The sequence below is a fragment of the Herbaspirillum robiniae genome, from assembly GCF_002213415.1.
Lineage (GTDB): Bacteria > Pseudomonadota > Gammaproteobacteria > Burkholderiales > Burkholderiaceae_D > Herbaspirillum > Herbaspirillum robiniae.
In genome coordinates, this window is the sequence record NZ_NJGU01000006.1 from 307,907 (window position 1) to 332,190 (window position 24,284).

Genomic DNA, 24,284 nt, shown 5'->3' on the forward strand with positions numbered 1-24,284 from the left:
CTTCTCTTCAGAACTCGGAACTGTCAATGGAGCTGACCATGAAAAGCAAACTGATGACGATGCTGGACAAGACCCTCGACGCCCTGCCGCTGACCGGCGCGGCGATCGGCATAACCGTCCTGGCCTGCGTATTTTCGGGCACCCTGCGCGAGATCCTGCAGCGCGCGAACATGGACATGCTGGCCGCCGCCGTGGCGCTGCTGCCGCTGTCGGCCGTGCTGCTGGCCTTCGGCTGGAGCATGCGCGGCCACCAGGGGCGCGACCGCCAGCGCGCGCTGCGCGAACGCGAAGTGGAACGCCGCAAGGCCATGCTGCGCGCCACCTACGACCTCGACAACCGCAACTGAGGATCGCCAACTGATGCCGCATCGACAGGAAGGACCGGCGACGCTCCGCGCCCTCGTCCCGCCAGCCGCCACGCCCCGCTTCTGAATTCGGTTCAGGACGCGTGCGCCCAGGCAGCACCGACCGGACCGGAACCCCACCCCGCCCGCTTCAATCGGGCAGACCGTCCCCCGCCAGGATCATCTGCGCGGCGCTCAAGAGATCGCCGGAGAGGCCTTCGCGCGCCTTTTCCGGCGAACCTTCCTGCAAGCCCTTCAGCAGCACGCCATGGTGGAACAGCGCCGGCGCCTCCGACAACCGGCGCGAGCCGGCGCGCAGGTCGAGGTTGATCACCGGCCCCACCTGCAGCCACAGGCCGGAGATCAGGTCCACCAGCGTCGGCATGCCCGAACCCTGGTAGGCGGCGAAATGCAGCTCCTTGTTCAGGCGGATGATGACGTCGACATTAGGCTTCTTGCGGTTCATCTCCACGCACAGGCTGTCGTGCAGGTCGGCCACTTCCTTCAGGCCCTCGCGGCCGATGTTGGCCGCCGCATGCTCCACCGCCAGCCCCTCCAGCGCCAGCCGGATCTTGAGCAGTTCGCGGAACTTGTCCTTGGTCATCAGCGGTACCCGCATGGCGCGGTTGGGCAGGATCTCCAGCGCGCCCTCGGCGGCCAGCTGGCGCACCGCCTCGCGCACCGGCATCGGGCTGGTGCCCAGCGCGTCGGACAGCCCCTTGAGCGTGAGCTTCTGGCCCGGGCGCACCTGGCCGGCCTGGATCAGTTCGCACAAATCCTGGTACACCCGCTCCGACAGCGTGGCGTGCTGGATCTTGCGCATGTTGGAAAGGTCGGCGATTAAGGTCTGATCCATGATGATGCGTGAAAAATTTTCGCGGATTATACCGCCGGGTACGGCGGCGCTGGGCCGGGCCGGCCTGCAAGCCAGAACCGAAGCGGCTTGCGGCCCGCAACGCCCCGCAATGGCCGGCTTCGGCCGGCGCCACACCGGTTGGCGAAGCCGGTTGACGCCTTAAATTCTATCGAATACATTTGATCACATGTCAAATAAATGACATCAGCAGAATAAAAAACGGATCGGTGCGGCAGGATGCGGTTTTCACCCAACATCTGCGCCGCGGCGGTGACGGCCCCAGGAGATATTTCTTTTCGCACGTCGACAGCAGCCTCGCGATACGCGCGGCCGGCATCGGCGCATCTTCCCTGCCCGCCACGATGCGCGCGAACGGCCGCCTCGGTCGTTCCACCCTGCTGCCGCAACAAGCCGGCGCCAGTCCGGCCGTATGTAGTGCTCAAAAAAAGCAGTTCCCACGAGACACCGGCTTCGGCCGGACATTAAGGAGGATCGCACCATGGAGCAAGACAAGAGCAATGATCTGAACGACGTCGCCTCGCCGCGCCGCCGCAGCATCCTGAAGGCCGGCGCCGCCGCGGCCGGCGCTTCGGCGCTGGGCTTCCCGGCGATCGTGCGGGCCCAGTCGGACAAGATCATCATCGGCCACCTGACCCCGCGCACCGGCTTCCTCGGCCCGATGGGCGAATACGCGGTGATGAGCATCAACCTCGCGGTGGAAGAACAAAACAAGGCCGGCGGCCTGCTGGGCCGCCAGCTCACGCTGATCTCGGAAGACTCGGTCAACCCGCCCACTGCATCCAGCAAGGCCCAGCGCCTGCTGGAGCGCGACGGCGCCGCGGTGCTGATCGGCGAGATCTCGTCGGCCTCGGCATTGGGCATCGCCCAGGTCGCGCAGCGCAACAAGAAGATCTTCATGAACACCGGCTGCAACTCCGACGAGCTACGCGGCAAGAGCTGCAACAAGTTCATGTTCCACATCGAGGCGGCCAACTCGACCTATGTGAAGGCCTGCGGCCAGCAGCTGCTGCAAAACGGCCTGATCAAGGGCAAGAAACTGTACGCGCTGACCGCCGACTACGCCTTCGGCCATGACCTGCTGCGCACCGCCAAGGTATTCGTCTCGGCCAACGGCGGCGCCATCACCAACGACGAGCTGGTGCCCACCGACGCCACCGACTTCAGCCCCTACCTGCTGAAGATCCGCCAGGCCAAGCCGGACCTGGTGATCTCGAACCTGGCCGGCAACCAGATCACCAACTTCATCAAGCAGTACTCCGAGTTCGGCCTGCCCTTCCCGATGTCGGGTTTCGGCTTCGACACCGTGGCCGCCTGGGGCGCGGGCGCCGACAACTTCGCCGGCACCTGGCCCACCACCTGGCACCACGATGTGGATGCGCCGTCGGCCAAGGCCTTCGTCGCCGCCTTCACCAAGAAATACGGCAAGCCGCCCGAGAACCAGGCCTGGGGCGAATACGTGGCCTTCCGTTCCATCGTGCAGGCGATCACCGAGACCAAGTCGCTGGATACGATGAAGCTGATCGAGTACTTCGAAAAAGGCGCCGAGGTCGACGTGCTCAAGGCGCGCAAGGGCGTCTACCGCGCCTGGGACCACCAGCTGCTGCAGGAGATGTACACGCTCTCGCCCAAACCCAAGGGCCAGGCCAAGGACCAGTGGGATTTCCTGAAGCTGGGCGCGGCCGTGCCCGGCCCGGGCGGCTCGCTGGAGTCGATCGCGCCGACCATGCAGGAAAACGCCTGCAAGTTCACGTAAGGCGGGCAAAGCTGCTGCGCGCGCCAATCCCGGCGCTGCGATGCCGGCCGTACATTTAGTGCTCACGTACGGCCGCGCTTCCCGCACCGGCCTTGGCGCTGGCGACGCTTTTCCAGCCTTACGGCGGCATCTGTTCGGATGAATCGAATCGACCGCACGGAGGAACGCGCTGCCTCCCCTGCGTCGTCCGGACGAAAGTCAGGACTCAGCGTCGTTCAGCGGCCATCGCGCTGCAACGACGCCCCTTTGCGGAGCACCAATGCAAATCGTTTTCCTGCTGGAACAAATACTCAACGGCCTGCTGGTCGGCGGCTATTACCTGCTGATCGCGCTGGGCCTGTCGCTGATCTTCAGCCTGGGCGGCATCGTCAACCTGGCGCACGGCGCCTTCTACGCGATCGGCGCCTACCTGGCCGTGGAGATCACCAAACACCTGGGCTTCACCGGCGCGGTGTTCATCTCGCCGATCGTGGTGGCCCTGATCGGCATCCTGTTCGAACGCTTCCTGCTGCGCCGTTTCTACTCGGCCGATCCCATCCTCGGCCTGCTCCTGACCTTCGGCCTGTCGATGGTGGCCGAGCAGCTGATCCGCATCGTCTGGGGCGCTTCGCCGCTGCCGGCCTCGATCCCGCCGGCCTTCAAGGGCCAGATCATGGTGGGCGACTTCATGTACTCCAAGTACCGTTTGCTGATGCTGGCCACCGTGCTGGCGGCGCTCACGCTGATCTGGCTGCTGCTGAACAAGACCTCGTTCGGGCGCGTGGTGCGCGCCGGGGTGCAGAAGCCCGACATGGTCGCCGTGCTGGGCATCAAGCTGCAGCCCTACATGACCGCCATCGTGATGCTGGGCGTGGGCCTGGCGGCGCTGGCCGGCGTGCTGTTTGCGCCGATCTCGGGCGTGCATCCGGCCATGGGCGCGGAAATCATGACCGCCGCCTTCGTGGTGGTGGTGATCGGCGGCCTGGGCAGCTTCTGGGGCGTGATGGCCGCGGCGGTACTGGTGGGCGTGGTGCGCGGCATCACCATCCAGTTCTACGCGCCGGCCGGCGAAGCCTCGATGTACCTGCTGATGCTGCTGGTACTGATCTTCCGTCCGCGCGGCCTGCTGGGCGAGCGCATCGAACGTTTTGAATGACAGGCGGATCATGAACAAAAAACATCAACCCCTGGCTATCGCCGCCGTCGCGCTGGCCGTCACGCCCTTCCTGCTGCAGCTGCTGGGACTGACCACCACCTCGGCCACCGATGTGGTGATCTATGCGATCGCGGCGATGGGCCTGAACCTGCTGGTGGGCTACACAGGCCTGACTTCTTTCGGCCACGGCGCCTGGTTCGGCGTGGGCGCCTACGCCGCGGCGCTGTCGCAGAAGTACTGGTTCCCGGGCCAGATCGTGCTGCCGCTGCTGTTTACCATCGTCTTCATCGCGCTGTGCGCCATGGTGATCGGCTTTCTGATCCTGCGCCGGCGCGGCGTCTACTTCTCGCTGCTGACGCTGGCGCTCTCCGCCCTGACCTTCGCCATCGCCTTCCGCTGGACCGACTTCACCGGCGGTGAATCGGGACTGGGCGGCGTGGTGCGCCCGGCCCTGGCCGGTATCGATCTGGACCAGTCGATTCCCTACCTGGTCTTCGTCAGCGTGATCGCCTGGCTGGTGCTGTACGTGCTGCACCGGATCATCCGCTCGCCCTTCGGCCACACCATCGTGGCCATCCGCGAGAACGAGCAGCGCGCCCGTTTCCAGGGCTACGCCACCATCGTCTACAAGCTGCAGATGTTCGTCATCTCGGCCAGCGTCACCGGGCTGGCCGGCGCGCTGCTGGCTTTCCATCACCGCTTCGCTTCGGCCGAACCGACCTCGGTGGCGTTCTCCGGCGAGCTGCTGGCGATGGTGGTGATCGGCGGCATGCGCAGCTTCCTCGGCCCGGCGCTGGGGGCGCTGTTCTACATCCTGTTCCGCGAATGCCTGTCGATCTGGACCGAGAACTGGCTGCTGTGGTTCGGCCTGGCCTTCGTCGCCTTCATCCTGTTCTCGCCCACCGGGCTGGTCGGCATCTGGCAGCAGATCCGCCGCCGCTTCAACCCGCCGCCGGAAGTGGGCGCGGCCATGAGCGCGCGCCAGATCGTCGACGGCCTGCCGCTGCCGGCCTTCCTGCAACCGCCGGCGCAACAGGGGCTGGTGCTGGAAGCCAGTGACATCGAAATCCGCTTCGGCGGCATCCAGGCCGTGAAGAACGCCCAGATCGCGCTGCACGCCGGCGAGATCCACGCGCTGATCGGCCCCAACGGCGCCGGCAAGACCACCACCTTCAACCTGATCTCGGGGATGTTCGCGCCCCATGGCGGCACCGTGAAACTGAACGGCGAAGAGATCCAGGGCCTGCCGCCCAGCCAGATCTGCCAGCGCGGCCTGGCGCGCTCGTTCCAGATCACCAACCTGTTCAAGGGCCTGACGATCTACGAGAACCTGCGGCTGTCGCTGCAGGCGCGCCACGCCTCGCGCTACAACATGTGGAAGGACATCGACAGCTACCCCGAGATCCACGCCGAGACCGAGGAGCTGATGCGCTTCCTGGGCCTGAAAGGCATCGACGAGATCGAAGGCGGCGCGCTCTCCTACGGCGGCCAGCGCCTGGTCGACCTGGGCATCGCGCTGGGCTCCAAGCCGCACGTGCTGCTGATGGACGAGCCGCTGGCGGGCCTGGCCGCGGCCGAGCGCGAACGCGTGTCGCGGCTGGTGAAGATCATCGCCTCCAACATCCCGGTGCTGATCGTGGAGCACGATATCGACCGCGTGCTGGGCTTCTCGCAAAAGGTGACGGTGATGAACCAGGGCAGCGTGCTGATGGCCGGCACGCCCGACGAGGCCCGCGCCGACACCCGCGTACAAGAGATCTACACCGGCCACGGCACGCCGCCGGTCACCGGCCGCGTCGCCGGCGACGCACAGGAACGCCCGCAGCTGCTGGCCTTCGAACAGGTCAACGCCTTCTACGGCAAGAGCCACATCCTTAACGACGCCACGCTGGAAGTGCGCCAAGGCGAGATCGTGGCGCTGCTGGGTCGCAACGGCGCGGGCAAGTCGACGCTGCTCAAGGCGCTGACCGGCCTGCTGAAACCGGCCTCGGGCTCGATCCGCTACAACGGCCGCGACATCGCCGGCCTCTCCGCGCCCGACATCGCGCGCCTGGGCATCGGCTACGTGCCGCAGGGCCGCGGCCTGTTCGCCGGCATGACGGTGGCCGAGAACCTGGCGCTGGGACGCCTGGCCCGCAAGACGGACAACAGTGATGGCGTGGCCTGGAGCGAAGAGAAGATCCTGCAGTACTTCCCGCGCCTGAAGGAGCGCCTGCACACCCACGCCGACTTCCTCTCCGGCGGCGAGCAGCAGATGGTGGCGGTGGCGCGCGCGCTGTCGGGCAACGTCAGGCTGCTGTTGCTGGACGAGCCCTTCGAGGGCCTGGCGCCGGCCGTGGTGCAGGAGCTCTTCACCGTCTTCGACCAGCTGCGCAGCGAAGTCTCCATCGTCATCGTCGAACACAACCTCGACCTGGTGCTGGCGCTGGCCGACCGCGTGTTCGCGCTGGAACGCGGCGCCGTGTTCCACACCGGCCCGGCCGAGCCGCTGCTGACCGACCTGGCCTATCGCAAGAAGATTCTCTGGCTGTAACCACCTCCCCCTACCGTAACAAGGAAACACGCATCATGGATCTGAACCTCAAGGACAAGAAAGTCATCGTCACCGCCGGCGCGCAAGGCATCGGCTTGGCCATCACCGCCGCCTTCGTCGAGGCCGGCGCGCAGGTGCACATCTGCGACGTCAGCGACGAGTTCCTCAACGCCGCGCGCGAACAGTTCAACAACGCGCCGGTGAGCTACAGCCACACCGACGTCACCGATGAAAAACAGGTCGACGCCATGTTCGCCGAGCTGTCCAAAAAGTGGGACGGCCGGCTCGACGTGCTGGTCAACAACGCCGGCATCGCCGGCCCCACCGCGCGCGTGGAAGACGTCGACCTGCCGGCCTGGGACCAGACCATCGCCGTCAACCTGACCGGCCCCTTCCTGTGCGCGCGCCGCGCGGTGCCGATGTTGAAGAAGAACGGCGGCGGCTCGGTGGTCAACATCTCGTCGGTGGCAGGCCGCCTCGGCTTCGCCCAGCGCACGCCGTACTCGGCCTCCAAGTACGGCATCATCGGCCTGACCGAAAGCTGGGCCATCGAGCTGGGCCCGGACAACATCCGCGTCAATGCGGTGCTGCCGGGCGTGGTAGCCGGTGCGCGCCAGGAGCGCGTGATCGCGGCCAAGGCCGCCTCCTACGGCATCGACCATGAAGAGATGCGCGAGCGCGTGCTCTCCAAGGTATCGATGCGTCAGATGGTCACCGCGGAAGACATCGCCAACCAGATCATCTTCATCTGCTCGCCGGCCGGCGCGTCCATCAGCGGGCGCAGCCTGTCGGTGTGCGGCAACGTCGAAACCCTGAGCTGAGGAGCCTTTCATCATGAGCGAAAAGATCGCAGTCGTCGGCGCCGGCCTGATCGGCCGCGCCTGGGCCATCGTGTTCGCGCGCGCCGGCTTCAAGGTCGCCATCTGGGACGCCGTGCCGCAGGCGCTGCAGTCATGCCAGCAGCTGCTGCGCGAGAACGTCGGCGACCTGGCCCGGCATGGCCTGATCGCGGAAAGCGTGGAGGTGGTGCTGGAGCGCATCAAGCCCGCCGCCAGCCTGGCCGAGGCCTTGAAGGACGCCGCGCTGGTGCAGGAGAACGTGAAGGAGACGGTCGAGGTCAAGCGCGAGATCTTCGCCGAGATGGACCGCCTGGCCGCACCGGGCACCATCCTCACCAGTTCCACCTCGTGGATCCCCACCTCCGAATTCACCGAACACCTGCCCGGCCGCGAGCGCATCCTGGTGGCGCACCCGGTCAACCCGCCCTACCTCGTCCCGCTGGTGGAACTGGCGCCGGCGCCCTGGACCTCGAAGGCGACGGTCGAACGCGCGCGCGACATCTACACCCGCGCCGGCCAGTCGCCGGTGCTGCTGAAAAAGGAAATCACCGGCTTCCTGCTCAACCGCATCCAGGGTGCGGTGTTGAACGAGGCGTTGAATCTCTATGAAAACGGCTATGCTTCCTCCGAAGATCTGGACAAGGTGCTGAAGGACGGGCTGGGCCTGCGCTGGTCCTTCATGGGGCCGTTCGAGACCATCGACCTGAACGCGCCCGAAGGCGTGCTGGACTACGCCAAGCGCTACGGCCATACCTACCGCGACGTCGCCAAGACGCAGCCGCCCAACGAATGGAAGGCCGAGACGCTGGCCGCCATCGAAAAGGAGAGACGCGCCGTCCTCGGCGCCGGCGCCCTGGGCGAGCGTGCGCGCTGGCGCGACAACCGCCTGATGGGTCTGGTGGCGCACAAGCGCAAGCAGCCGACGTAAGCTACGGAGATGGCTGCGAGAACGACGCAAATAAGCTGGTAGCGCTGATCGATCTTCAGCGAAGTGCAGCGAACGTCGCTGGGTCCCCGCTTTCGCGGGGACGACGGATTAAAAGAGATGCCGAGCCGACGCATCGAAGCCGCAGGCAAGCACGCAGGCAAGCAGCAAGCAGCAAGCACAGCGAAGCCGAAGGCGAGCAAGACACAGCGCGATGCCGAAGGCGAGCCGGATACGCTGTCCCCTTGTGGGCCAGCCGCCGGAGCGCGGTAAAAAATGGATCAGCGGGGCAGCCGGAGCGAAGCGACTCTGCCCTGCCCATTTTTTACCGCGCTCCGGCGGGAACCCCGAAGGGGCTGGCACTTAGGGGCCGCCTTTCTTTGCTTACTTTCTTTGGCGGAGCAAAGAAAGTGAGCGGCTGCCGGGCCGCTCCCGGCGCTCCGCTTCGACCGGAGAAAGATAAGCCCAGAGCCAGTACACCGGCACGCAGCAAGACCAGACTTAAAAGAAAAGAACACCACCAGACAAGCAACACCAAACACAAAACCATCAACACAACAAACACCCAAAGGAGCACACCATGGCCAAACCCCGCAAAGTCATCATCACCTGCGCCGTCACCGGCGCCATCCACACCCCGTCGATGTCGCCCTACCTCCCGGTGACCCCCGACGAAATCCGCGACGCCGCACTGGGCGCGGCCGAAGCCGGCGCCGCCATCGTCCACCTGCACGCGCGCGACCCGCAAAACGGCAAGCCGACGCAAGACCCGGCCGAGTTCCGCAAATTCCTGCCCGGCATCAAGGCCAAGTCCAACGTCGTCATCAACCTGACCACCGGCGGCGCCCCCACCATGGGCGTGGAAGAACGCCTGCAACCGGCGCTGCAACTGAAACCGGAAGTCGCCTCCCTGAACATGGGCTCGATGAACTTCGGCCTGTATGAAATGCTGGGCCGCTTCAAGGACTTCAAGTACGACTGGGAAAAGCCCTACCTGGCCGAATCCGACGACCGCATCTTCCGCAACACCTTCAAGGACATCGCCTACATCCTCGAATCCTGCAGCGCCAACCAGACCCGCTTCGAGATCGAGTGCTACGACATCGGCCACCTCTACACCGCGGCCCACTTCATCGACCGCGGCCTGATCAAGCCGCCGTTCCTGATCCAGTCGGTGTTCGGCCTGCGCGGCGGCATCGGCAACGACATGGAAGACGTCATGCACATGAAGCGCACCGCTGACCGCCTCTTTGGCGACGACTACTTCTGGTCGGTGCTGGGCGCCGGCCGCGGCCAGATCCCGATCGCCACCATGTCGGCGGCGATGGGCGGCCACACCCGCGTCGGCCTGGAAGATTCGCTGTGGGACGGCCCGGGCCAGCTGGCGAAAAGCAATGCCGACCAGGTCAAGCGCATCCGCACCGTGATCGAGGCGCTGTCGCTGGAAGTGGCCACGCCGGACGACGCGCGCGAAATGCTCAAGCTCAAGGGCGGCAACAACGTCGCGTTCTGAGGCAACAGCGGCAGAAACGGCAGCACGACCAGCGACATAAAAAGCCGGAGCGCGGACCACCGCGCCCCGGCTTTTTCTTTGTGGGCCATCTCCTGCGCGAGAAAGTTTCCCGCAGGATTTATCAAGGCGGCAACATGTCCCGCCGCCCGGTCCGGGCGCCGGCAATAGGCTACAATCTCCCCCATCCGATTGAGCCGCCGAACCGCGCCGCGCATTTGCCGCGCCGGGCCGGCCTTTGCACCAGACCCCGATGAAACAATACCAAGACCTGATCCAAGACGTACTCGACAACGGCAGCTGGCAAGAGAACCGCACCGGCATCCGCACCCTTTCCGTGCCGGGCGCGATGATGCGCTTCGACCTGCAAAAGGGCTTCCCGGCCGTCACGACCAAGCGCCTGGCGTTCAAGTCGGTGGTGGGCGAGCTGGTGGGTTTCCTGCGCGCCACCCGCAGCGCGGCGACCTTCCGCGAACTGGGCTGCAAGGTCTGGGACCAGAATGCCAATGAAAACGCCGAATGGCTGGCCAACCCCTTCCGCGCAGGCACCGACGACCTCGGTCCGGTGTACGGCGTGCAGTGGCGCGAGTGGCCCGCCTACAAGGTGATCGACGCCGGCAAGACCGACCGGATTGAAGCCGCGCAACGCAAGGGCTTCAGCGTCGTCTCCGCGCTGACCGACAACGGCCAGGACAAGGTACTGCTGTACAAGGCGGTGGATCAGCTGCGCGAATGCCTGGACACCATCATCAACAATCCGGCCAGCCGCCGCATCCTGTTCCACGGCTGGAATTGCGCCGTGCTGGACGAAGTCGCCTTGCCGGCGTGCCATTTGCTTTATCAGTTCCTGCCCAACCAGGCGACCAGGGAAATCTCGCTCTGCCTTTACGTGCGCAGCAACGACATCGGCCTGGGCACGCCGTTCAACCTGGCCGAAGGCGCGGCGCTGCTGCACCTGGTCGGCCGCCTCACCGGCTACAAGCCGCGCTGGTTCACCTATTTCGTCGGCGACGCCCACATCTACGAGAACCACATCGAGATGGTGACCGAGCAGCTCAAGCGCGAGCCCTATGCCGCGCCGCAGCTGGTCATCGCCGACCGCGTGCCCGACTTCGCCGTGACCGGCAAGTACGAGCCGCAATGGCTGGAACAGGTCGAGCCGGGCGACTTCATGCTGGAAAACTACCAGCACCACGCCCCGCTGACCGCGCCGATGGCGGTCTGACCGCTACGGCGTACGACCAGGCGGGGCGTCGCCCCGCCTACTTCTTCTTGCGTATTGCCGACAGCTGCTCCTTCGGGAGCGGCGCATAGTCCGCCGGATCCGGCGAACTCGTCACTTTGGCGATGGCAGCCCGGGTCTCGGCGCTCATCGGCCAGTTCAGGTTCTGGCCGCCCGGCAGCGTCGGCGACTGGAACCACTTGGCATAGAGCTTGTTGATGTCGCCGGACTTGAACAGGCTGTCGATATTGCCCTCCACCAGCGCCTTGAACTCGGGATCGTTCTTGCGATAGATCAGCCCGAACGGTTCCACCGAGAGCGCATCTTTGCTCAGCACCAGTTCATTTTTCAGCTTGCTGCCGCCGGCCAGCGAGGCCAGCACGATGTCATCGTTCATGAAGGCGGCGACGCGGCCGGTTTCCATCAGCAGCATGCCCTCGGCGGTGTCGCGCGAGGGCACGATGTCGATGCCCAGCTTCTGCTCGTCGTTGAGCGTGGACACCAGCTTGATGTGGGTGGTGCCGCTGTTGATCGCCAGGCGCTTGCCGCGCAGGTCAGCCAGGGTCTGGATCGCCGCCGCCTTCTTCGACAGCAGGCGCGACCCGCTGACGTAGTAGGTGGGAGAGAATTGCACGACATTCTGGCGCTCGGCGGTATTGGTGGTGTTGCCGCATTCGATGTCCACGGTGCCGTTCTGGATCAGCGGGATGCGCGTGGACGAGGTGACCGGCATCATCGTGATCTTCATCTGTTCGAGCCCCAGGCGGCGCTGGACGCTGCGCGCGATGCCAAGGCAAATGTCGAGGGCGTAGCCTTCGTACTCCTGCTTGTCGTTCAGGTAGGAGAACGGCTTGGCCGAGTCGCGCACGCCCAGCACGATCACGCCCTTCTCCCGGATCTTCTTCAGGGTTCCCCCCACCTCGTCGGCCGGCGCCGCGTGGGTAGTGCCGGCGGCCAGCCCCAGGGCCAGTCCGGTTGCCGCAAGTGCCTTGCAGATCATTGCTCTCTCCCTTTTTGGTTTTCGTTTTTGCCTGCGGCCTTACTTGGCGAAGATGTAGTCCATGTTGGCGAAGGACTTGAACTCCAGCGCATTGCCCGACGGGTCCAGGAAGAACATGGTGGCCTGCTCGCCGACCTCGCCCTTGAAGCGGATATAGGGCTCGATGATGAACTTGATGCCGGCCGCCTTGAGCCTGTCGGCCAGCGCGTTCCACTCGTCCAGCGAGAGGATGGCGCCGAAGTGGCGCGACGGCACCTCATGGTCGTCGACGTCGTTGCTGACGCTGAAGCCCGCTTCCTCCGGCGCCAGGTGCGCCACCAGCTGGTGGCCGTAGAAGTTGAAGTCCACCCATTTCTCCGAACTGCGGCCTTCCGGGCAGCCGAGCAGGTCGCCGTAGAAGGCGCGGGCCTCGGCGATGTCCTTCACGGGAAAGGCGAGGTGGAAGAGAGAGTTCGAGTTCATGTCATATCCCTGTAGATGAGTAAAGCTCGCGGGGCCTGCGAGACAAAGCCCTCTTGATGGCGAGGTTTTTCAGTCTATCGATGAGATATATTTATGTGAAATTCATAATTCTCGTCTCCATCATCTAAATTTTTGATATCGATGATCCGCTACCTGAAGACCTTCATCGCCGCCGCCAGGCTGGGCTCCTTCTCCACCGCAGGGGCCCGCCTGGGCCTGACGCAATCGGCGGTAAGCATGCAGATCCAGCGCCTGGAGGCCGAGCTGAACTGCGAACTTTTCATGCGCATCGGCAAGACGGTGGTGGTCAGCGAGCACGGCAAGCAGTTGCTGGCGACGGCGCAGCAGGTGATCGATCTGTTCGAGTCGATGAAGGGGCAGTCCGAGCTTTCCAGCGCGCGCGGCAAGATCGACATCGGCGCCATCTCCACGGTGCAGCTGGGCCTGCTGCCGGCGGCCCTGGGCGAGTTCAGGAAGCGCTTCCCGCTGATCGAGCTCAACGTGGTGCCGGGCACCTCGGTGCAGCTGATGTCGCTGATCGACAGCAACGACCTGTCGCTGGCCGTGATGATCCGGCCCAACCTGAGAATGACCAAGGGGATGAAGTGGACCACGCTGCTGCGCGAGACCTATGTGGCGATCTGCCCGGCGGCGGTCAAGGAGGAGTCGGTCAAGGAGTTGCTGGCCAGGCACCCGTTCCTGCGCTACAGCCGCAGGTCATATGGCGGCCAGCTGGTGGACCGGTTCTTGAAGCGCAGCAGGCTGCAGGTCAACGACGCGATGGAGCTGGACGAGCCCATGGTGATCACGGAAATGGTGCGCCAGGGCCTGGGCGTTTCCATCATTCCCTTTGACCTGGTCTCCGGCAACCTGGGCAAGAAGATCCGGCTGCTGCCCTTGCCGGGGCAGGCGTTCCACCGCGAGATCGGCATCCTGCGCCGCACCGCGCCGGAACCCAATGCGGCGCTGGAACAGCTGATCGAAAGCATCTCCGGCGCGGCGGCGCGACTGGATAGCGCTGCCGGCAAAGCGTAGCGCCGGCGCGCATCGAAGCGATGGCGGCCCGGCGCGCCTGGCCGCCGTAAAAAACGTCAGGGCGTTAGGGTGCTACGGCGCCGTTGCCCGGCGCCTCGTCATGCCAGCCGCCGCCCAGCGCCTTGTACAGCGAGACCGTGGCCTGCAGGCGCTGCAGCTTGATCTGGCCGAGCTGGTTCTGCGCCTCGGACAGGATGCGCTGGGTGTCGAGCACCACCATCAGGTCTTCGGCGCCGGCACGGTAGCGGATCTCGGACAGTTCAAACGCGAAGCGCGCCTGGTCGACCTCGCCGCTCTTCAGGCGGTAACGCTCCTCCAGGCTGCGGATCGCGCCCAGCGCCTTCTCCACTTCCGAGAGCGAATTGATCACACGCTGCTGGTAGACCTGCACCAGCTCTTCCTTCTGCGCGATCGCCAGGTCGCGCTGGCTGCGCAGGCGCCCGCCGTCGAAGATCGGGGCGATCAGGCCGGCGCCGATGTTGGCGAACAGGTTGGGACCGTCGAACAGTGAAAGCAGCGCATTGCTCTGCGCGCCGGTGGAGCCGGTCAGCGTGATGCTGGGGAACAGCGCCGCGCGGGCGACGGCGACGTTGGCATTGGCCGCGGCCAGGTTGGCCTCGGCGCGACGGATATCGGGACGGCGCGTGAGCAGCTCGGAGGGCAGGCCGGCCGAGATGCGCGGCATCTGGATCTGCGCCAGGCCTTTCTCCTGCACGCGGAAATTCTGCGGCGGACGGCCCAGCAGGATCGCCAGCGCGGTCTGCGCATCCTGCTCCTGCTGCTGCAGGTCGGGAATGAGCTGCCGCTGGTTGGCCAGCGCCGAGCGCTGGCGCGCCAGGTCCAGCGGCGAGGCGGAACCGGCGCGGCTTTGCGCCTCGACCAGCTTGAGCACGCGCTCGGCGTTGCTGACGTTCTGGCGCGCGATTTCCAGGCGGTCGCGCAGCGACAATACCTGCAGATAGGTGGAGACGATGCCGCTGGTGACCGTCAGCGCCACGGTCTCGCGGTCGTAGCGGTTGGCCCGCAGCGACGCCTCGGCGGCATCGGCGCCGGCCCGGTTCTTGCCCCAGAAGTCGATCTCGTAGCTGACCTGCAGCCCGGCGTCGGCCGAATTGCTGGGCGTGCCGCCCGACAGCGGCACGGTGCGCGCGGCATTGGCGGTGACGCCCACGTTAGGCAGCAGCGGCGCGCCGGCGATGCGCGCCTGCGCCTCGGCCTGCTTGACGCGCGAGAAGGCGGCGGCGATCTCGAAGTTGTTGTGCTGGCCCTCGTCGACCAGGTTGGACAATTCGTTGCTGCCGAACTGCTTCCACCAGTCCGAATCCGGCCACAGCTGCTCCGCGTGCGCCACATCGGCGGCGGCGCCGCTGCCCCACTTGTCGGGCACCTGCATCTCGGGGATGGGATCGGTCTCGACCTTGCGGGTGGCGCAACCGGCCAGCGCCAGCGCGGCGCACAGCGCCAGCGCGAGGCGCCTGCGGGTCGGCGCCGACGAGAGATCGGGCTTGTGAGGCTTGCTGAAATTCATAGGCGGACGGTGCAAACGTGGAACGGGCCGCGCCCGTTTCCCCGGGCGCAAGCCTGTATTTTAAAGAATCCGCGAGAAAGCCCGAAACCGGCTTACTGCCGGGCCTGCGCGGGCGCCGCCGATGCCGCGGGCGTATTGGCCGGCAGCAGCACCTGCTCGCCTTCCTTCAGGCCCGAGACCACCTGCGCGCGCTCGCCGTCGCGGATGCCGATTTTGATCTTGCGCTGCTCCAGCTTGCCGCCCTCCAGCAGCACCTTCACGCTCTGGGTGCCGTCCAGGCCGGGCTTGGCCACCAGCGACAGCGGAATGGTCAGCGCGTGCTCGACATGGGCCAGCACGAAATAGACATCGGCGGTCATGCCGCTCATCAGCTCGCGGCTGGGGTTGGCGACGTCGAACAGCACCGTGTAGAAGGCCTTCTTGCCCTGGCGACCGGAGTCGTCGGTGGGCAGCAGCATGATCTGGCGCAGCTTGCCGCTCCAGCGCTTGCCGGGGTAGCCGGGCGTGCTGAAGTAGGCGGTCATGCCCTTCTGCAGGCGCGTCACGTCCTCCTCGGCCACCGGCACCTGCACCGTCATGCGCGACAGGTCGGCGATGCGCATCAGCACCTCCGGATTGGCGCCCAGCATCTGGCCCACGCGCGCGTTGAGCGTGACGACGGTGCCGCCGACGGGGGCCTCGATGCGGTTCTGCTTCTGGATCAACTCGTCTTCCTTGATGGCCGCCTCGGTCTGCTGGATCTGCGCATTGGTGGCGTCCACCCTGGCCGCGGCCGCGTACATGTTCATGCGCGAGGATTCATACGACTCTTCGCGGGTGGCGTTCTCCGCCTTCAGCTGGGTCTGGCGCTGGAACTGCAGCTGGGCGAAATCAAGCTGGGCGTTCTGCCCGGCCAGTTCGGCCTTCAGGCGCGCCAGCTGCGCGCGGTTGTTCTCGATGCGGCTGTTCTGCACCGCCGGCGAAACGGTGACCAGCACCTTGCCGGCCTTCACCACCTCGCCAATGGCCACGTCGACGCCGTCGATCTGGCCCGCGACCCGGGAGCCGACGTCGACATAGTTCTGCACCACCACGTTGCCGGTGGCGTTGACCACCTGTTCGATGTCGGCCTTCTCGACCCTGGCCGTCTCCAGCTTCACCGGCACCGGCTTGGCCGGCGCGGGCGCCGGGCGGTTCTGCCAGAAGGCGATGCCGCCCGCCACCAGCGCCGCCGCCAGCAGGCCGCCGCCCCACAGCGCGCCCTTGTGCGAGGCGCCGTGCGCGGCTGGCGGCGTGTGTTGCGGGATGTTGTCGTGCGGCTCGCTCATGATGGCAGTGGTTGCTTGCGATAATGATTTCAGAAAAAGATGACGGCCGGATTACTCCGGCCGCACTGGCTTGCCGATGCCGCCCCCTCAGGCGGCAAGCGCTTGCGGCGGCAGTTGGCCCAGCGCCGCGCGCCAGTCGGCGTGCACCTCCGGCGCGCCGCTCCACACCGCCTGGTGCAGTTGCGACAACAGGCCGGGTTCTTCCAGCAGGCTGTTCTTCTGCTTGTCGTTCAGGGCGTCCGGACCGTCCTTGAGCGCGGTGCGCACCAGCTTCTCGCGCAGGTGCTGCGTGAGCTGCGGCACGGCCGGATGGGCGTGCGCGGTGGCGCACACCAGCGCGTTGAAGGACGGATCGACCACCGCCTCGACGAAGCCCGGCAGCGCCGGCGTCTCGTTGAAGTGGCGCACGGTCTCCAGCAGCTCGAACGGCGGCGTGGTCTCTTCCGGGATCTTGAACAGGCCGGCGCGGCGGAAACCCCGGCCGAAGGTCACGCGCGAGGACAGCACCGACACCGGCACCGACACCGCCAGCGAACCGGCGATGGGAATGAGCCACCAGATGAAGGACGGATTGAGCCAGTAGACCGCCGCGCCCCACACCACGCCCAACAGCGAATGCCAGCCGTGGCGGCGCATCGCCTCGCCCCAGCCGGTTTCGTTGTCGGCGCGCGGCGGCGATTTCCAGCCGGCGTTCCAGCCGAGGAAGGCGCCCAGCACGAAGCGCGTGTGGAACAGCATGCGCACCGGCGCCAGCGCCATCGAGAACAGCAGCTCGATCACCATGCTCACGAACAGCGCCAGCGCGCCGCCGAAGCCGCGCGCGCCCTTCACCGCGAACAGCAGCACCGCCAGGATCTTGGGCAAGAACAGGATGGTGGCGGTGGCCGACACTAGCGCCAGCGCCTTCTCGGGATGCCATTCGGGCCAGATCGGGAACAGCTGGCGCGGCGAAGTGAAGTACTGCGGGTCGATCAGCGTATGCGCGGCCAGCAGCACGGTGGACAACAGCAGGAACAACGCCCACAGCGGCGCCGACACGTAGGCCATGACGCCGGTGACGAACACCGCGCGGTGCACGACGTGCATGCCGCGCGCCAGGAACAGCTTGAAGTTCATCAGGTTGCCCTGGCACCAGCGGCGGTCGCGGCTCAACTCGTCGAGCAGGTTGGGCGGCATCTCTTCGTAGCTGCCGTCGAGGTCGTAGGCGATCCAGACCGACCAGCCGGCGCGACGCATCAGCGAAGCCTCGACGAAGTCGTGCGACATGATGGGGCCGGACAGGTTGCCGCGGCCCGGCAGCGGCGCCAGCGCGCAGTGCTTCATGAAGGGCTTCAGGCGGATGATGGCGTTGTGGCCCCAGAAGTGCGACTCGCCCAGCTGCCAGTAGTGCAGGCCGGCGGTAAACAGCGGGCCGTACACGCGCGTGGAGAACTGCTGGATGCGGGCATACAGCGTGTCGCGCCCGGCCGCGCGCGGCGCGGTCTGGATGATACCGGCGCCGGGATGCTCTTCCATCAGGCGGGTCAGCTTGGTGAGGCACTCGCCGGTCATCACGCTGTCGGCGTCCAGCACCACCATGTAGCGGTAGTCGGCGCCCCAGCGGCGGCAGAAGTCGTCCAGGTTGCCGCTCTTGCGCTTGACGCGGCGGCGGCGATGGCGATAGAAGATGCGCCCGAAACCGCCGGTCTCCCGGCACAGCGCGGCCCAGGCCGCGGTCTCGGCGGCGCAGATGTCGGCCTCGCCGCTGTCGGAGAGAATGAAGAAGTCGAAGTGCTCCAGCTGCCCGGTGCGCTCCAGCGACTCGTAGGTGGCGCGCAAGCCGGCAAACACCCGCGCCACGTCCTCGTTGCAGATCGGCATGACGATGGCGGTGCGGGCATCGGGGGCGATGTCCTTGTTGCCGGCCTTCTCGTGCGAGATCAGGTATTCGTCGTCGCCGCGCATGAGCACCAGGAAGCCGGTCATGGCGGTCCAGAAACCGGCCGACACCCACAGGAACAGCAGCGCGAACAGGCCCAGCACCAGCATCTCCAGCGGCTTGGTGCCGTGATACGGCAGCACGTCGCTCATGAAGTAGGTGGCCATCGAGGTCTGCAGCACCATCAGCACCAGGAGCGTGATGCGGCGCAGGTTGCCGGTGCGCTGCCAGTGGCCCTTGGGGTCCGGCGCGTCGGACTTGTCGAGATGGTCTTCGACATAGTGCGGCTCGGCCGGATGCTCGGGCTCGACGGCCTTGGCCTTCTTGCGGCGCCAGCGGCTGGGGCGGCGCTCCAGGCGGCGGTTCTCCTCCTCCACCCAGCGGGCGAAGGGATTGAGCTCGCCCCAGGGACGGGGCACCATGGATTTGCGGTTCAGCGGCGGCGCCACGGCGATATGTGGCTGGCCGCGGTCTTCGCCGACGGCCGGCGCGTTCGCGCCCGGCGCGCCGCTCACGTCGGTCGATTCGGCCGCAGCCGGATACAGCAGGGCCAGGCGCGCGTCGATGGAGGCCTGGGCGGCAGAGGCGTCGCCGGCAGGGCCGGTATCGCCGGCGTCGCGCCCGGAAGCCTGCGCCAGCACGCGGTGCAGGTCCGCCACCGGGTCGCCGGAGCCGATCGCACCCGCCCGCGCCGCCAGTTCACGACGTTGCTCAGGCGACAGCGGCAGGCGCGCGAGGTAGTCTTCGAGCGCCTGGGATGCTGCCGACGTCTGCATTAGTTGGGGGGTAATATGTAGCTCCACGTTTCTGACAAGGTTGTGCCGCCGTTGGCATTGCGCAGGAAACCGCGCAGCTCGACCGGCTTGTTATCTTCCACCCGGCGCAGCTTGACTTCAATGCGCCAGCCGCCGGTCACGTCGTTCTTGCGAGTGGTCACGCTCGCGATCTTGCCGTTGGCGTCAGCCTCGACCACGCCCTCGACACGGGCGTTGGCGGGCAGCTTCTTGAGCGAGCCGCCGTCGAAGTCGATCGCCAGGGCCTGGGAATCATCCTGCTTGCCGTCCTGCTTCGGACGGTAGCCGTGGCCGAAGCGGGTCTGCGTGACCCAGGCCAGCGGCGGACGCTTCTCGTTTTCCTTCTGCCACAGCAGGCGGTATTCCACATTCATCGGCTGGCCGGCCTTGGGCATGGTGTTCGGGATCCAGTAGGCCACGATGTTGTCGTTGGTCTCGTCGGGCGTGGGGATCTGCACCAGCTCGACGCGACCCGAACCCCACTTGCCCTTGGGCTCGACCCAGGCGCTCGGGCGCGACTGGTAGTTGTAGTCGAGGTCCTGGTAGCTGGAGAAGTCGCGGTCGCGCTGCATCAGGCCGAAGCCCAGCGGGTTGTCGAACGAGAACGAGGTCACCAGCAGGCGCTTGGGGTTCACCAGCGGACGCCACAGCCATTCGCCGGTGCCCGACTGCATCAGCAGGCCGTCCGAATCGTGCACCTCGGGACGGAAGTCGTCGCCCGGACCCGGCTGGTTCTCGCCGAACAGGAACATGCTGGTCAGCGGCGCAATGCCCAGCTTGGTCACGTTGCCGCGCAGGTAGATCTGGGCCTTCACGTCCATCACCGTGTCCACGCCCGGCTTGAGCACGAAGCGGTAGGCGCCGGTGGCGCGCGGCGAATCCAGCAGGGCGTAGACGACCAGCTCCTTGGCCTCGGCCGAGGGACGCTCCAGCCAGAACTCGGTGAAGCGCGGGAACTCCTCGCCGGAATACAAGGCAGTGTCGATCGCCAGGCCGCGCGCCGACAGGCCGTAACCCTGCCCCTTGCCCATCGCGCGGAAGTAGCTCGCACCCTGGAAGGTCAGCACGTCATCCTTGACCTTGGCCGAGTTGACCGGGAAACGGATGCGGAAACCGGCAAAGCCGATATTGCGCAGCGAGCGCGGATCGATGTTGCGGTTGGCGCTGTAGTCGAACAGGGCCGGGCTGAAATTGATCTCGCGCACCGCGCCGCCGACCACTTCGTTGACCTTGACCGGCTCGTTGAAATTGCCGCCCAGGTGAATGAAGGACAGCTCGAACGGCAGCTTCTGCGCGCCCCAGTACGCCTTGTCGGCGCGGAAGCGGATCTGGTTGGCCTGTTCATAACTCAAGTCGCGGATGGACTTGGGCAGCTCGTCGGAAGGCTTCTTGTACGATTTGGACGCCAGCGTCTTGGCGCGCGCGGCCACCGTATTGAAATCGAAGGCGAATGCCGCCTGGTGGAACGCCAGCAAACCCATCAGGGTTGCCGGAACAACAAGACGGCGCCACCAGGACGGTCTTGCGGCGCGGCGCGCGGATGTGGATCCGGTTGCCGGCCATGAGGTGGTGTGAAGCGGCATTATTGTTTTGTCTGACATGCAATTTTCTGGTTGGAGTGCTTTCCCCCGGAGGCGGAATCGACCGCCGCCGGTCTTTTCCCGGCCTGGACCGCTGGAATGAACCATCGGCGCGGCCTGGAAAGCAGGCGCTAGTTTACCCAAATGTTGCGTGAATTGTTCGAGCGGATGGCGTGAAACCGGCATTTACCGGCGCCATTACCCGCCGGCAACGTCTCCCGCGGGGCTGCCGGGGCGATTGCGGGCGGCGCCTGCATCGAACGACCCGCCGAACGGCCAACGCAACCCCTGACGGCGATGTCTGGGCGGGATCCCCCGCCGCATCGCGGTGCCTGCCGCCGCGACGCTTCTGTCGAGCTCGTCCCAGGCGGCACGCGGGCAGTCTGTCGAAACTGTTCCGATCAGTGCACTGTCTGGTATAAGGGCGGCGGTGGAACAGAAAGTTCCGTGATGCAGCATTGCGTCCTGTAACATTGCGGCTTCGGCGCCGCGCGGGATCTTCCGCCGCGTCGTCCGGCTCCACCTTCGACCCAGCAACCATCCATCCGACCAAGCGCGCATGAGCACTTCCGCAGGCAACCTGACCATCGTCGTGGCCACCGACAAGAACAACGGCATCGGCATCAACAACACCCTGCCCTGGCGCCTGCCGGAAGACCTGGCGCATTTCAAGCGCACCACCTCCGGCCACGCCATCCTGATGGGCCGCAAGACCTTCGAGTCGATCGGCCGTCCGCTGCCCAACCGCCGCAACATCGTCATCAGCCGCAATGCCGGCTGGCAACACGAGGGCGTGGAAACGGCCGGCTCGCTGCAAGCCGCGGCCGAGCTGGCCGCGGGCGCCCCCGCCTTCGTCATCGGCGGCGCGCAGATCTATGCCGAAGCGCTGCCGCTGGTGAACCGCCTGATCGTCACGCGCATCGAACAGGCTTTCGCGTGCGACGCGTTTTTCCCGGCGCTCGACGAGCAGGTCTGGAAGGAGACGGCGCGCGAAGAACACCGCAGCGAAACCGGCGGATTCGACTACGCTTTTGTGACATACGAAAGACGTTGAAGGGGCGGCGCCCCCGCCCTGTTGTTTTTTCCCGTTTTTGCTTAATATGCGCACCTCTTTTGCGCATATCTGCGACAATCCCGCTTTCTTTTTTTCGGCGCGCAAGCCCTGCCAGCCCAGGCGCAGTTCCCGCAGTTTATTTTCACCCATGAGTCCCGACCGCGCCTGCGGACCGGCCGCACTCTAGCCCTGGAGAACACAATGAAATTCCGTTTCCCCATCGTCATCATCGACGAAGACTTCCGTTCCGAGAACACCTCGGGCCTCGGCATTCGCGCCCTGGCCGACGCCATCCAGGCGGAAGGCATGGAAGTGCTGGGCGTGACCAGCTACGGCGACCTGGCCCAGTTCGCGCAGCAGCAGTCGCGCGCCTCGGCCTTCATCCTGTCGATCGACGATGAGGAACTGGGCGCCGGCTCCCATGAGGAAACCGATTTCGCGCTCAAGGCCCTGCGCGCCTTCGTCGGCGAGATCCGCCACAAGAACGCCGACATCCCCATCTACCTGTACGGTGAAACCCGCACCTCGCGCCACATCCCCAACGATGTGCTGCGCGAACTGCACGGCTTCATCCACATGTTCGAAGACACCCCGGAGTTCGTGGCGCGCCACATCATCCGCGAAGCCAAGTCCTACCTCGACGGCCTGGCGCCGCCGTTCTTCCGTGCGCTGGTGGAATACGCCAACGACGGCTCCTATTCCTGGCACTGCCCCGGCCACTCGGGCGGCGTGGCTTTCCTGAAGTCGCCGGTGGGCCAGATGTTCCACCAGTTCTTCGGCGAGAACATGCTGCGCGCCGACGTCTGCAACGCCGTGGAAGAGCTGGGCCAGCTGCTGGACCACACCGGCCCGGTCGCCAATTCGGAACGCAACGCCGCGCGCATCTTCAACGCCGACCACTGCTACTTCGTCACCAACGGCACCTCGACCTCCAACAAGATGGTCTGGCACTCGACCGTCGCCCCGGGCGACATCGTGGTGGTGGACCGCAACTGCCACAAGTCGATCCTGCACTCGATCATCATGACCGGCGCGATTCCCGTGTTCCTGATGCCGACCCGCAATCACCTGGGCATCATCGGCCCGATCCCGCTGGAAGAGTTCACGCTCGAAAGCATCCAGAAGAAGATCGAAGCCAACCCCTTCGCGCGCGAAGCGAAGAACAAGAAGCCGCGCATCCTGACCATCACGCAATCGACCTACGACGGCGTGGTCTACAACGTCGAAACCTTGCGCGAAATGCTCGACGGCGAGATCGACACCCTGCACTTCGACGAAGCCTGGCTGCCGCACGCCACCTTCCACGACTTCTACAAGAACATGCACGCCATCGGCAAGGACCGTCCGCGCGCCAAGAAGTCGATGATCTTCGCCACCCAGTCGACCCACAAGCTGCTGGCCGGCCTGTCGCAAGCCTCGCAGGTGCTGGTGCGCGAATCGGAAACCGTGCAACTGGACCAGGACGCCTTCAATGAAGCCTTCCTGATGCACACCTCGACCTCGCCGCAGTACTCCATCATCGCCTCGTGCGACGTGGCCGCGGCCATGATGGAAGCGCCCGGCGGCACCGCGCTGGTGGAAGAATCCATCCTCGAGGCGCTGGACTTCCGCCGCGCCATGAAGAAGATCGACCAGGAGTTCGACAACGAATGGTGGTTCCAGGTCTGGGGCCCCAACCAGTTCGCGGCCGACGGCATCGGCGAGCGCGAGGACTGGGTCATCAAGGCCGAAGACGACTGGCACGGCTTCGGCAACCTGGCGCCGGGCTTCAACATGCTGGACCCGATCAAGGCCACCATCGTCAACCCCGGCCTGGCGCTCAACGGCCAGTTCGGCGAGACCGGCATCCCGGCCTCGATCGTGACCAAGTACCTGGCCGAGCACGGCGTCATCGTCGAGAAGTGCGGCCTGTACTCGTTCTTCATCATGTTCACCATCGGCATCACCAAGGGCCGCTGGAACACGCTGGTCACCGCCCTGCAGCAGTTCAAGGACGACTACGACAAGAACGCGCCGATCTGGCGCATCCTGCCCGAGTTCGCCCAGCGCAACCCGCGCTACGAGCGCCTGGGCCTGCGCGACCTGTGCCAGCAGATCCACGAGACCTACCGCGCCTACGACGTGGCGCGCCTGACGACCGAAATGTACCTGTCGGACATGCAGCCGGCGATGAAGCCCTCGGACGCCTTCTCCAAGATGGCGCACCGCGAGATCGAGCGCGTGCCGCTGGACGAGCTGGAAGGCCGCGTCACTTCGATCCTGCTGACCCCGTATCCGCCGGGCATCCCGCTGCTGATCCCGGGCGAGATCTTCAACAAGACCATCGTCGACTACCTGAAATTCGCGCGCGACTTCAACGAGAAATTCCCGGGCTTCGAAACCGACGTGCACGGCCTGGTCAAGCGCGAAGTCAACGGCCGTCGTGACTACTTCGTGGATTGCGTGAAGCAGTAACGGCAGAACAAGCG

The 24,284-nt window shown here is 65.8% G+C and carries 18 protein-coding genes; 11 read left to right on the top strand and 7 right to left on the bottom strand.

Annotation, left to right across the window (positions count from 1 at the left end; all coding sequences use genetic code 11):
* Positions 1–38: 38 nt before the first annotated feature.
* Positions 39–347, top strand: a complete 309-nt coding sequence (locus CEJ42_RS12865; protein ID WP_079219358.1) for a hypothetical protein — start codon at positions 39–41, stop codon at positions 345–347.
* Positions 348–495: 148 nt separating this feature from the next.
* On the opposite strand, the gene CEJ42_RS12870 is transcribed toward CEJ42_RS12865, so the two are convergent.
* Positions 496–1,200 (bottom strand): GntR family transcriptional regulator, encoded by a 705-nt coding sequence (locus CEJ42_RS12870; protein WP_088751329.1) that lies wholly within the window; start codon positions 1,198–1,200, stop codon positions 496–498.
* Between the two features lie 499 nt (positions 1,201–1,699).
* Between CEJ42_RS12870 and CEJ42_RS12875 the strand changes: the two genes are divergently transcribed.
* From CEJ42_RS12875 to CEJ42_RS12905, 7 genes are all read left to right on the top strand, one after another.
* Positions 1,700–2,974 (top strand): ABC transporter substrate-binding protein, encoded by a 1,275-nt coding sequence (locus CEJ42_RS12875; RefSeq protein ID WP_079218762.1) that lies wholly within the window; start codon positions 1,700–1,702, stop codon positions 2,972–2,974.
* A gap of 259 nt (positions 2,975–3,233) precedes the next feature.
* Positions 3,234–4,109 carry a branched-chain amino acid ABC transporter permease gene (locus CEJ42_RS12880; RefSeq protein ID WP_088751330.1) on the top strand — a complete coding sequence of 292 codons (876 nt, stop codon included), beginning with the start codon at positions 3,234–3,236 and terminating at the stop codon, positions 4,107–4,109.
* A 10-nt stretch (positions 4,110–4,119) separates the two neighbouring features.
* Entirely contained in the window at positions 4,120–6,642 is a 2,523-nt protein-coding gene (locus CEJ42_RS12885) for a branched-chain amino acid ABC transporter ATP-binding protein/permease (RefSeq protein ID WP_088751331.1), read from the top strand.
* A gap of 35 nt (positions 6,643–6,677) precedes the next feature.
* Positions 6,678–7,463: an SDR family oxidoreductase gene (locus CEJ42_RS12890; RefSeq protein WP_088751332.1), complete on the top strand. Its 786-nt coding sequence runs from the start codon at positions 6,678–6,680 to the stop codon at positions 7,461–7,463.
* A gap of 13 nt (positions 7,464–7,476) precedes the next feature.
* Positions 7,477–8,409, top strand: a complete 933-nt coding sequence (locus tag CEJ42_RS12895; RefSeq protein ID WP_079218745.1) for a 3-hydroxyacyl-CoA dehydrogenase — start codon at positions 7,477–7,479, stop codon at positions 8,407–8,409.
* A gap of 577 nt (positions 8,410–8,986) precedes the next feature.
* Complete coding sequence (kce, locus tag CEJ42_RS12900; RefSeq protein ID WP_088751333.1) at positions 8,987–9,919, top strand: 3,5-dioxohexanoate:acetyl-CoA acetone transferase; 933 nt, start codon at positions 8,987–8,989, stop codon at positions 9,917–9,919.
* 250 nt (positions 9,920–10,169) lie between these two features.
* Positions 10,170–11,141 carry a thymidylate synthase gene (locus CEJ42_RS12905; protein WP_088751334.1) on the top strand — a complete coding sequence of 324 codons (972 nt, stop codon included), beginning with the start codon at positions 10,170–10,172 and terminating at the stop codon, positions 11,139–11,141.
* 37 nt (positions 11,142–11,178) lie between these two features.
* On the opposite strand, the gene CEJ42_RS12910 is transcribed toward CEJ42_RS12905, so the two are convergent.
* Complete coding sequence (locus tag CEJ42_RS12910; RefSeq protein ID WP_088751335.1) at positions 11,179–12,138, bottom strand: amino acid ABC transporter substrate-binding protein; 960 nt, start codon at positions 12,136–12,138, stop codon at positions 11,179–11,181.
* A gap of 39 nt (positions 12,139–12,177) precedes the next feature.
* Positions 12,178–12,600 carry a VOC family protein gene (locus CEJ42_RS12915; RefSeq protein ID WP_079218738.1) on the bottom strand — a complete coding sequence of 141 codons (423 nt, stop codon included), beginning with the start codon at positions 12,598–12,600 and terminating at the stop codon, positions 12,178–12,180.
* Between the two features lie 141 nt (positions 12,601–12,741).
* Between CEJ42_RS12915 and CEJ42_RS12920 the strand changes: the two genes are divergently transcribed.
* Entirely contained in the window at positions 12,742–13,635 is an 894-nt protein-coding gene (locus CEJ42_RS12920) for a LysR family transcriptional regulator (protein ID WP_088751336.1), read from the top strand.
* A 64-nt stretch (positions 13,636–13,699) separates the two neighbouring features.
* On the opposite strand, the gene CEJ42_RS12925 is transcribed toward CEJ42_RS12920, so the two are convergent.
* The 4 genes from CEJ42_RS12925 to CEJ42_RS12940 all read right to left on the bottom strand — a co-directional run bounded on the left by CEJ42_RS12925 (position 13,700) and on the right by CEJ42_RS12940 (position 20,783).
* Positions 13,700–15,163 (bottom strand): efflux transporter outer membrane subunit, encoded by a 1,464-nt coding sequence (locus CEJ42_RS12925; protein ID WP_088751337.1) that lies wholly within the window; start codon positions 15,161–15,163, stop codon positions 13,700–13,702.
* A gap of 92 nt (positions 15,164–15,255) precedes the next feature.
* A complete protein-coding gene (locus CEJ42_RS12930) occupies positions 15,256–16,470 on the bottom strand; it encodes an efflux RND transporter periplasmic adaptor subunit (protein ID WP_088751338.1) in 1,215 nt (404 codons plus the stop codon).
* A gap of 87 nt (positions 16,471–16,557) precedes the next feature.
* Positions 16,558–19,191, bottom strand: coding sequence for a glucans biosynthesis glucosyltransferase MdoH (mdoH, locus tag CEJ42_RS12935; protein WP_088751339.1), 2,634 nt, complete (start codon positions 19,189–19,191; stop codon positions 16,558–16,560).
* Positions 19,164–20,783 carry a glucan biosynthesis protein G gene (locus CEJ42_RS12940; RefSeq protein ID WP_088751340.1) on the bottom strand — a complete coding sequence of 540 codons (1,620 nt, stop codon included), beginning with the start codon at positions 20,781–20,783 and terminating at the stop codon, positions 19,164–19,166. Before CEJ42_RS12940 ends, mdoH begins: the two co-directional genes overlap by 28 nt.
* A gap of 538 nt (positions 20,784–21,321) precedes the next feature.
* On the opposite strand from CEJ42_RS12940, the gene CEJ42_RS12945 reads away from it, so the two are divergent.
* The gene (locus CEJ42_RS12945; protein ID WP_079218720.1) at positions 21,322–21,816 is read left to right on the top strand and encodes a dihydrofolate reductase; all 495 of its coding nucleotides are present in this window, start codon (positions 21,322–21,324) and stop codon (positions 21,814–21,816) included.
* Positions 21,817–22,017: 201 nt separating this feature from the next.
* Positions 22,018–24,270, top strand: a complete 2,253-nt coding sequence (locus tag CEJ42_RS12950) for an arginine/lysine/ornithine decarboxylase (protein ID WP_079218718.1) — start codon at positions 22,018–22,020, stop codon at positions 24,268–24,270.
* Positions 24,271–24,284 lie beyond the last annotated feature (14 nt).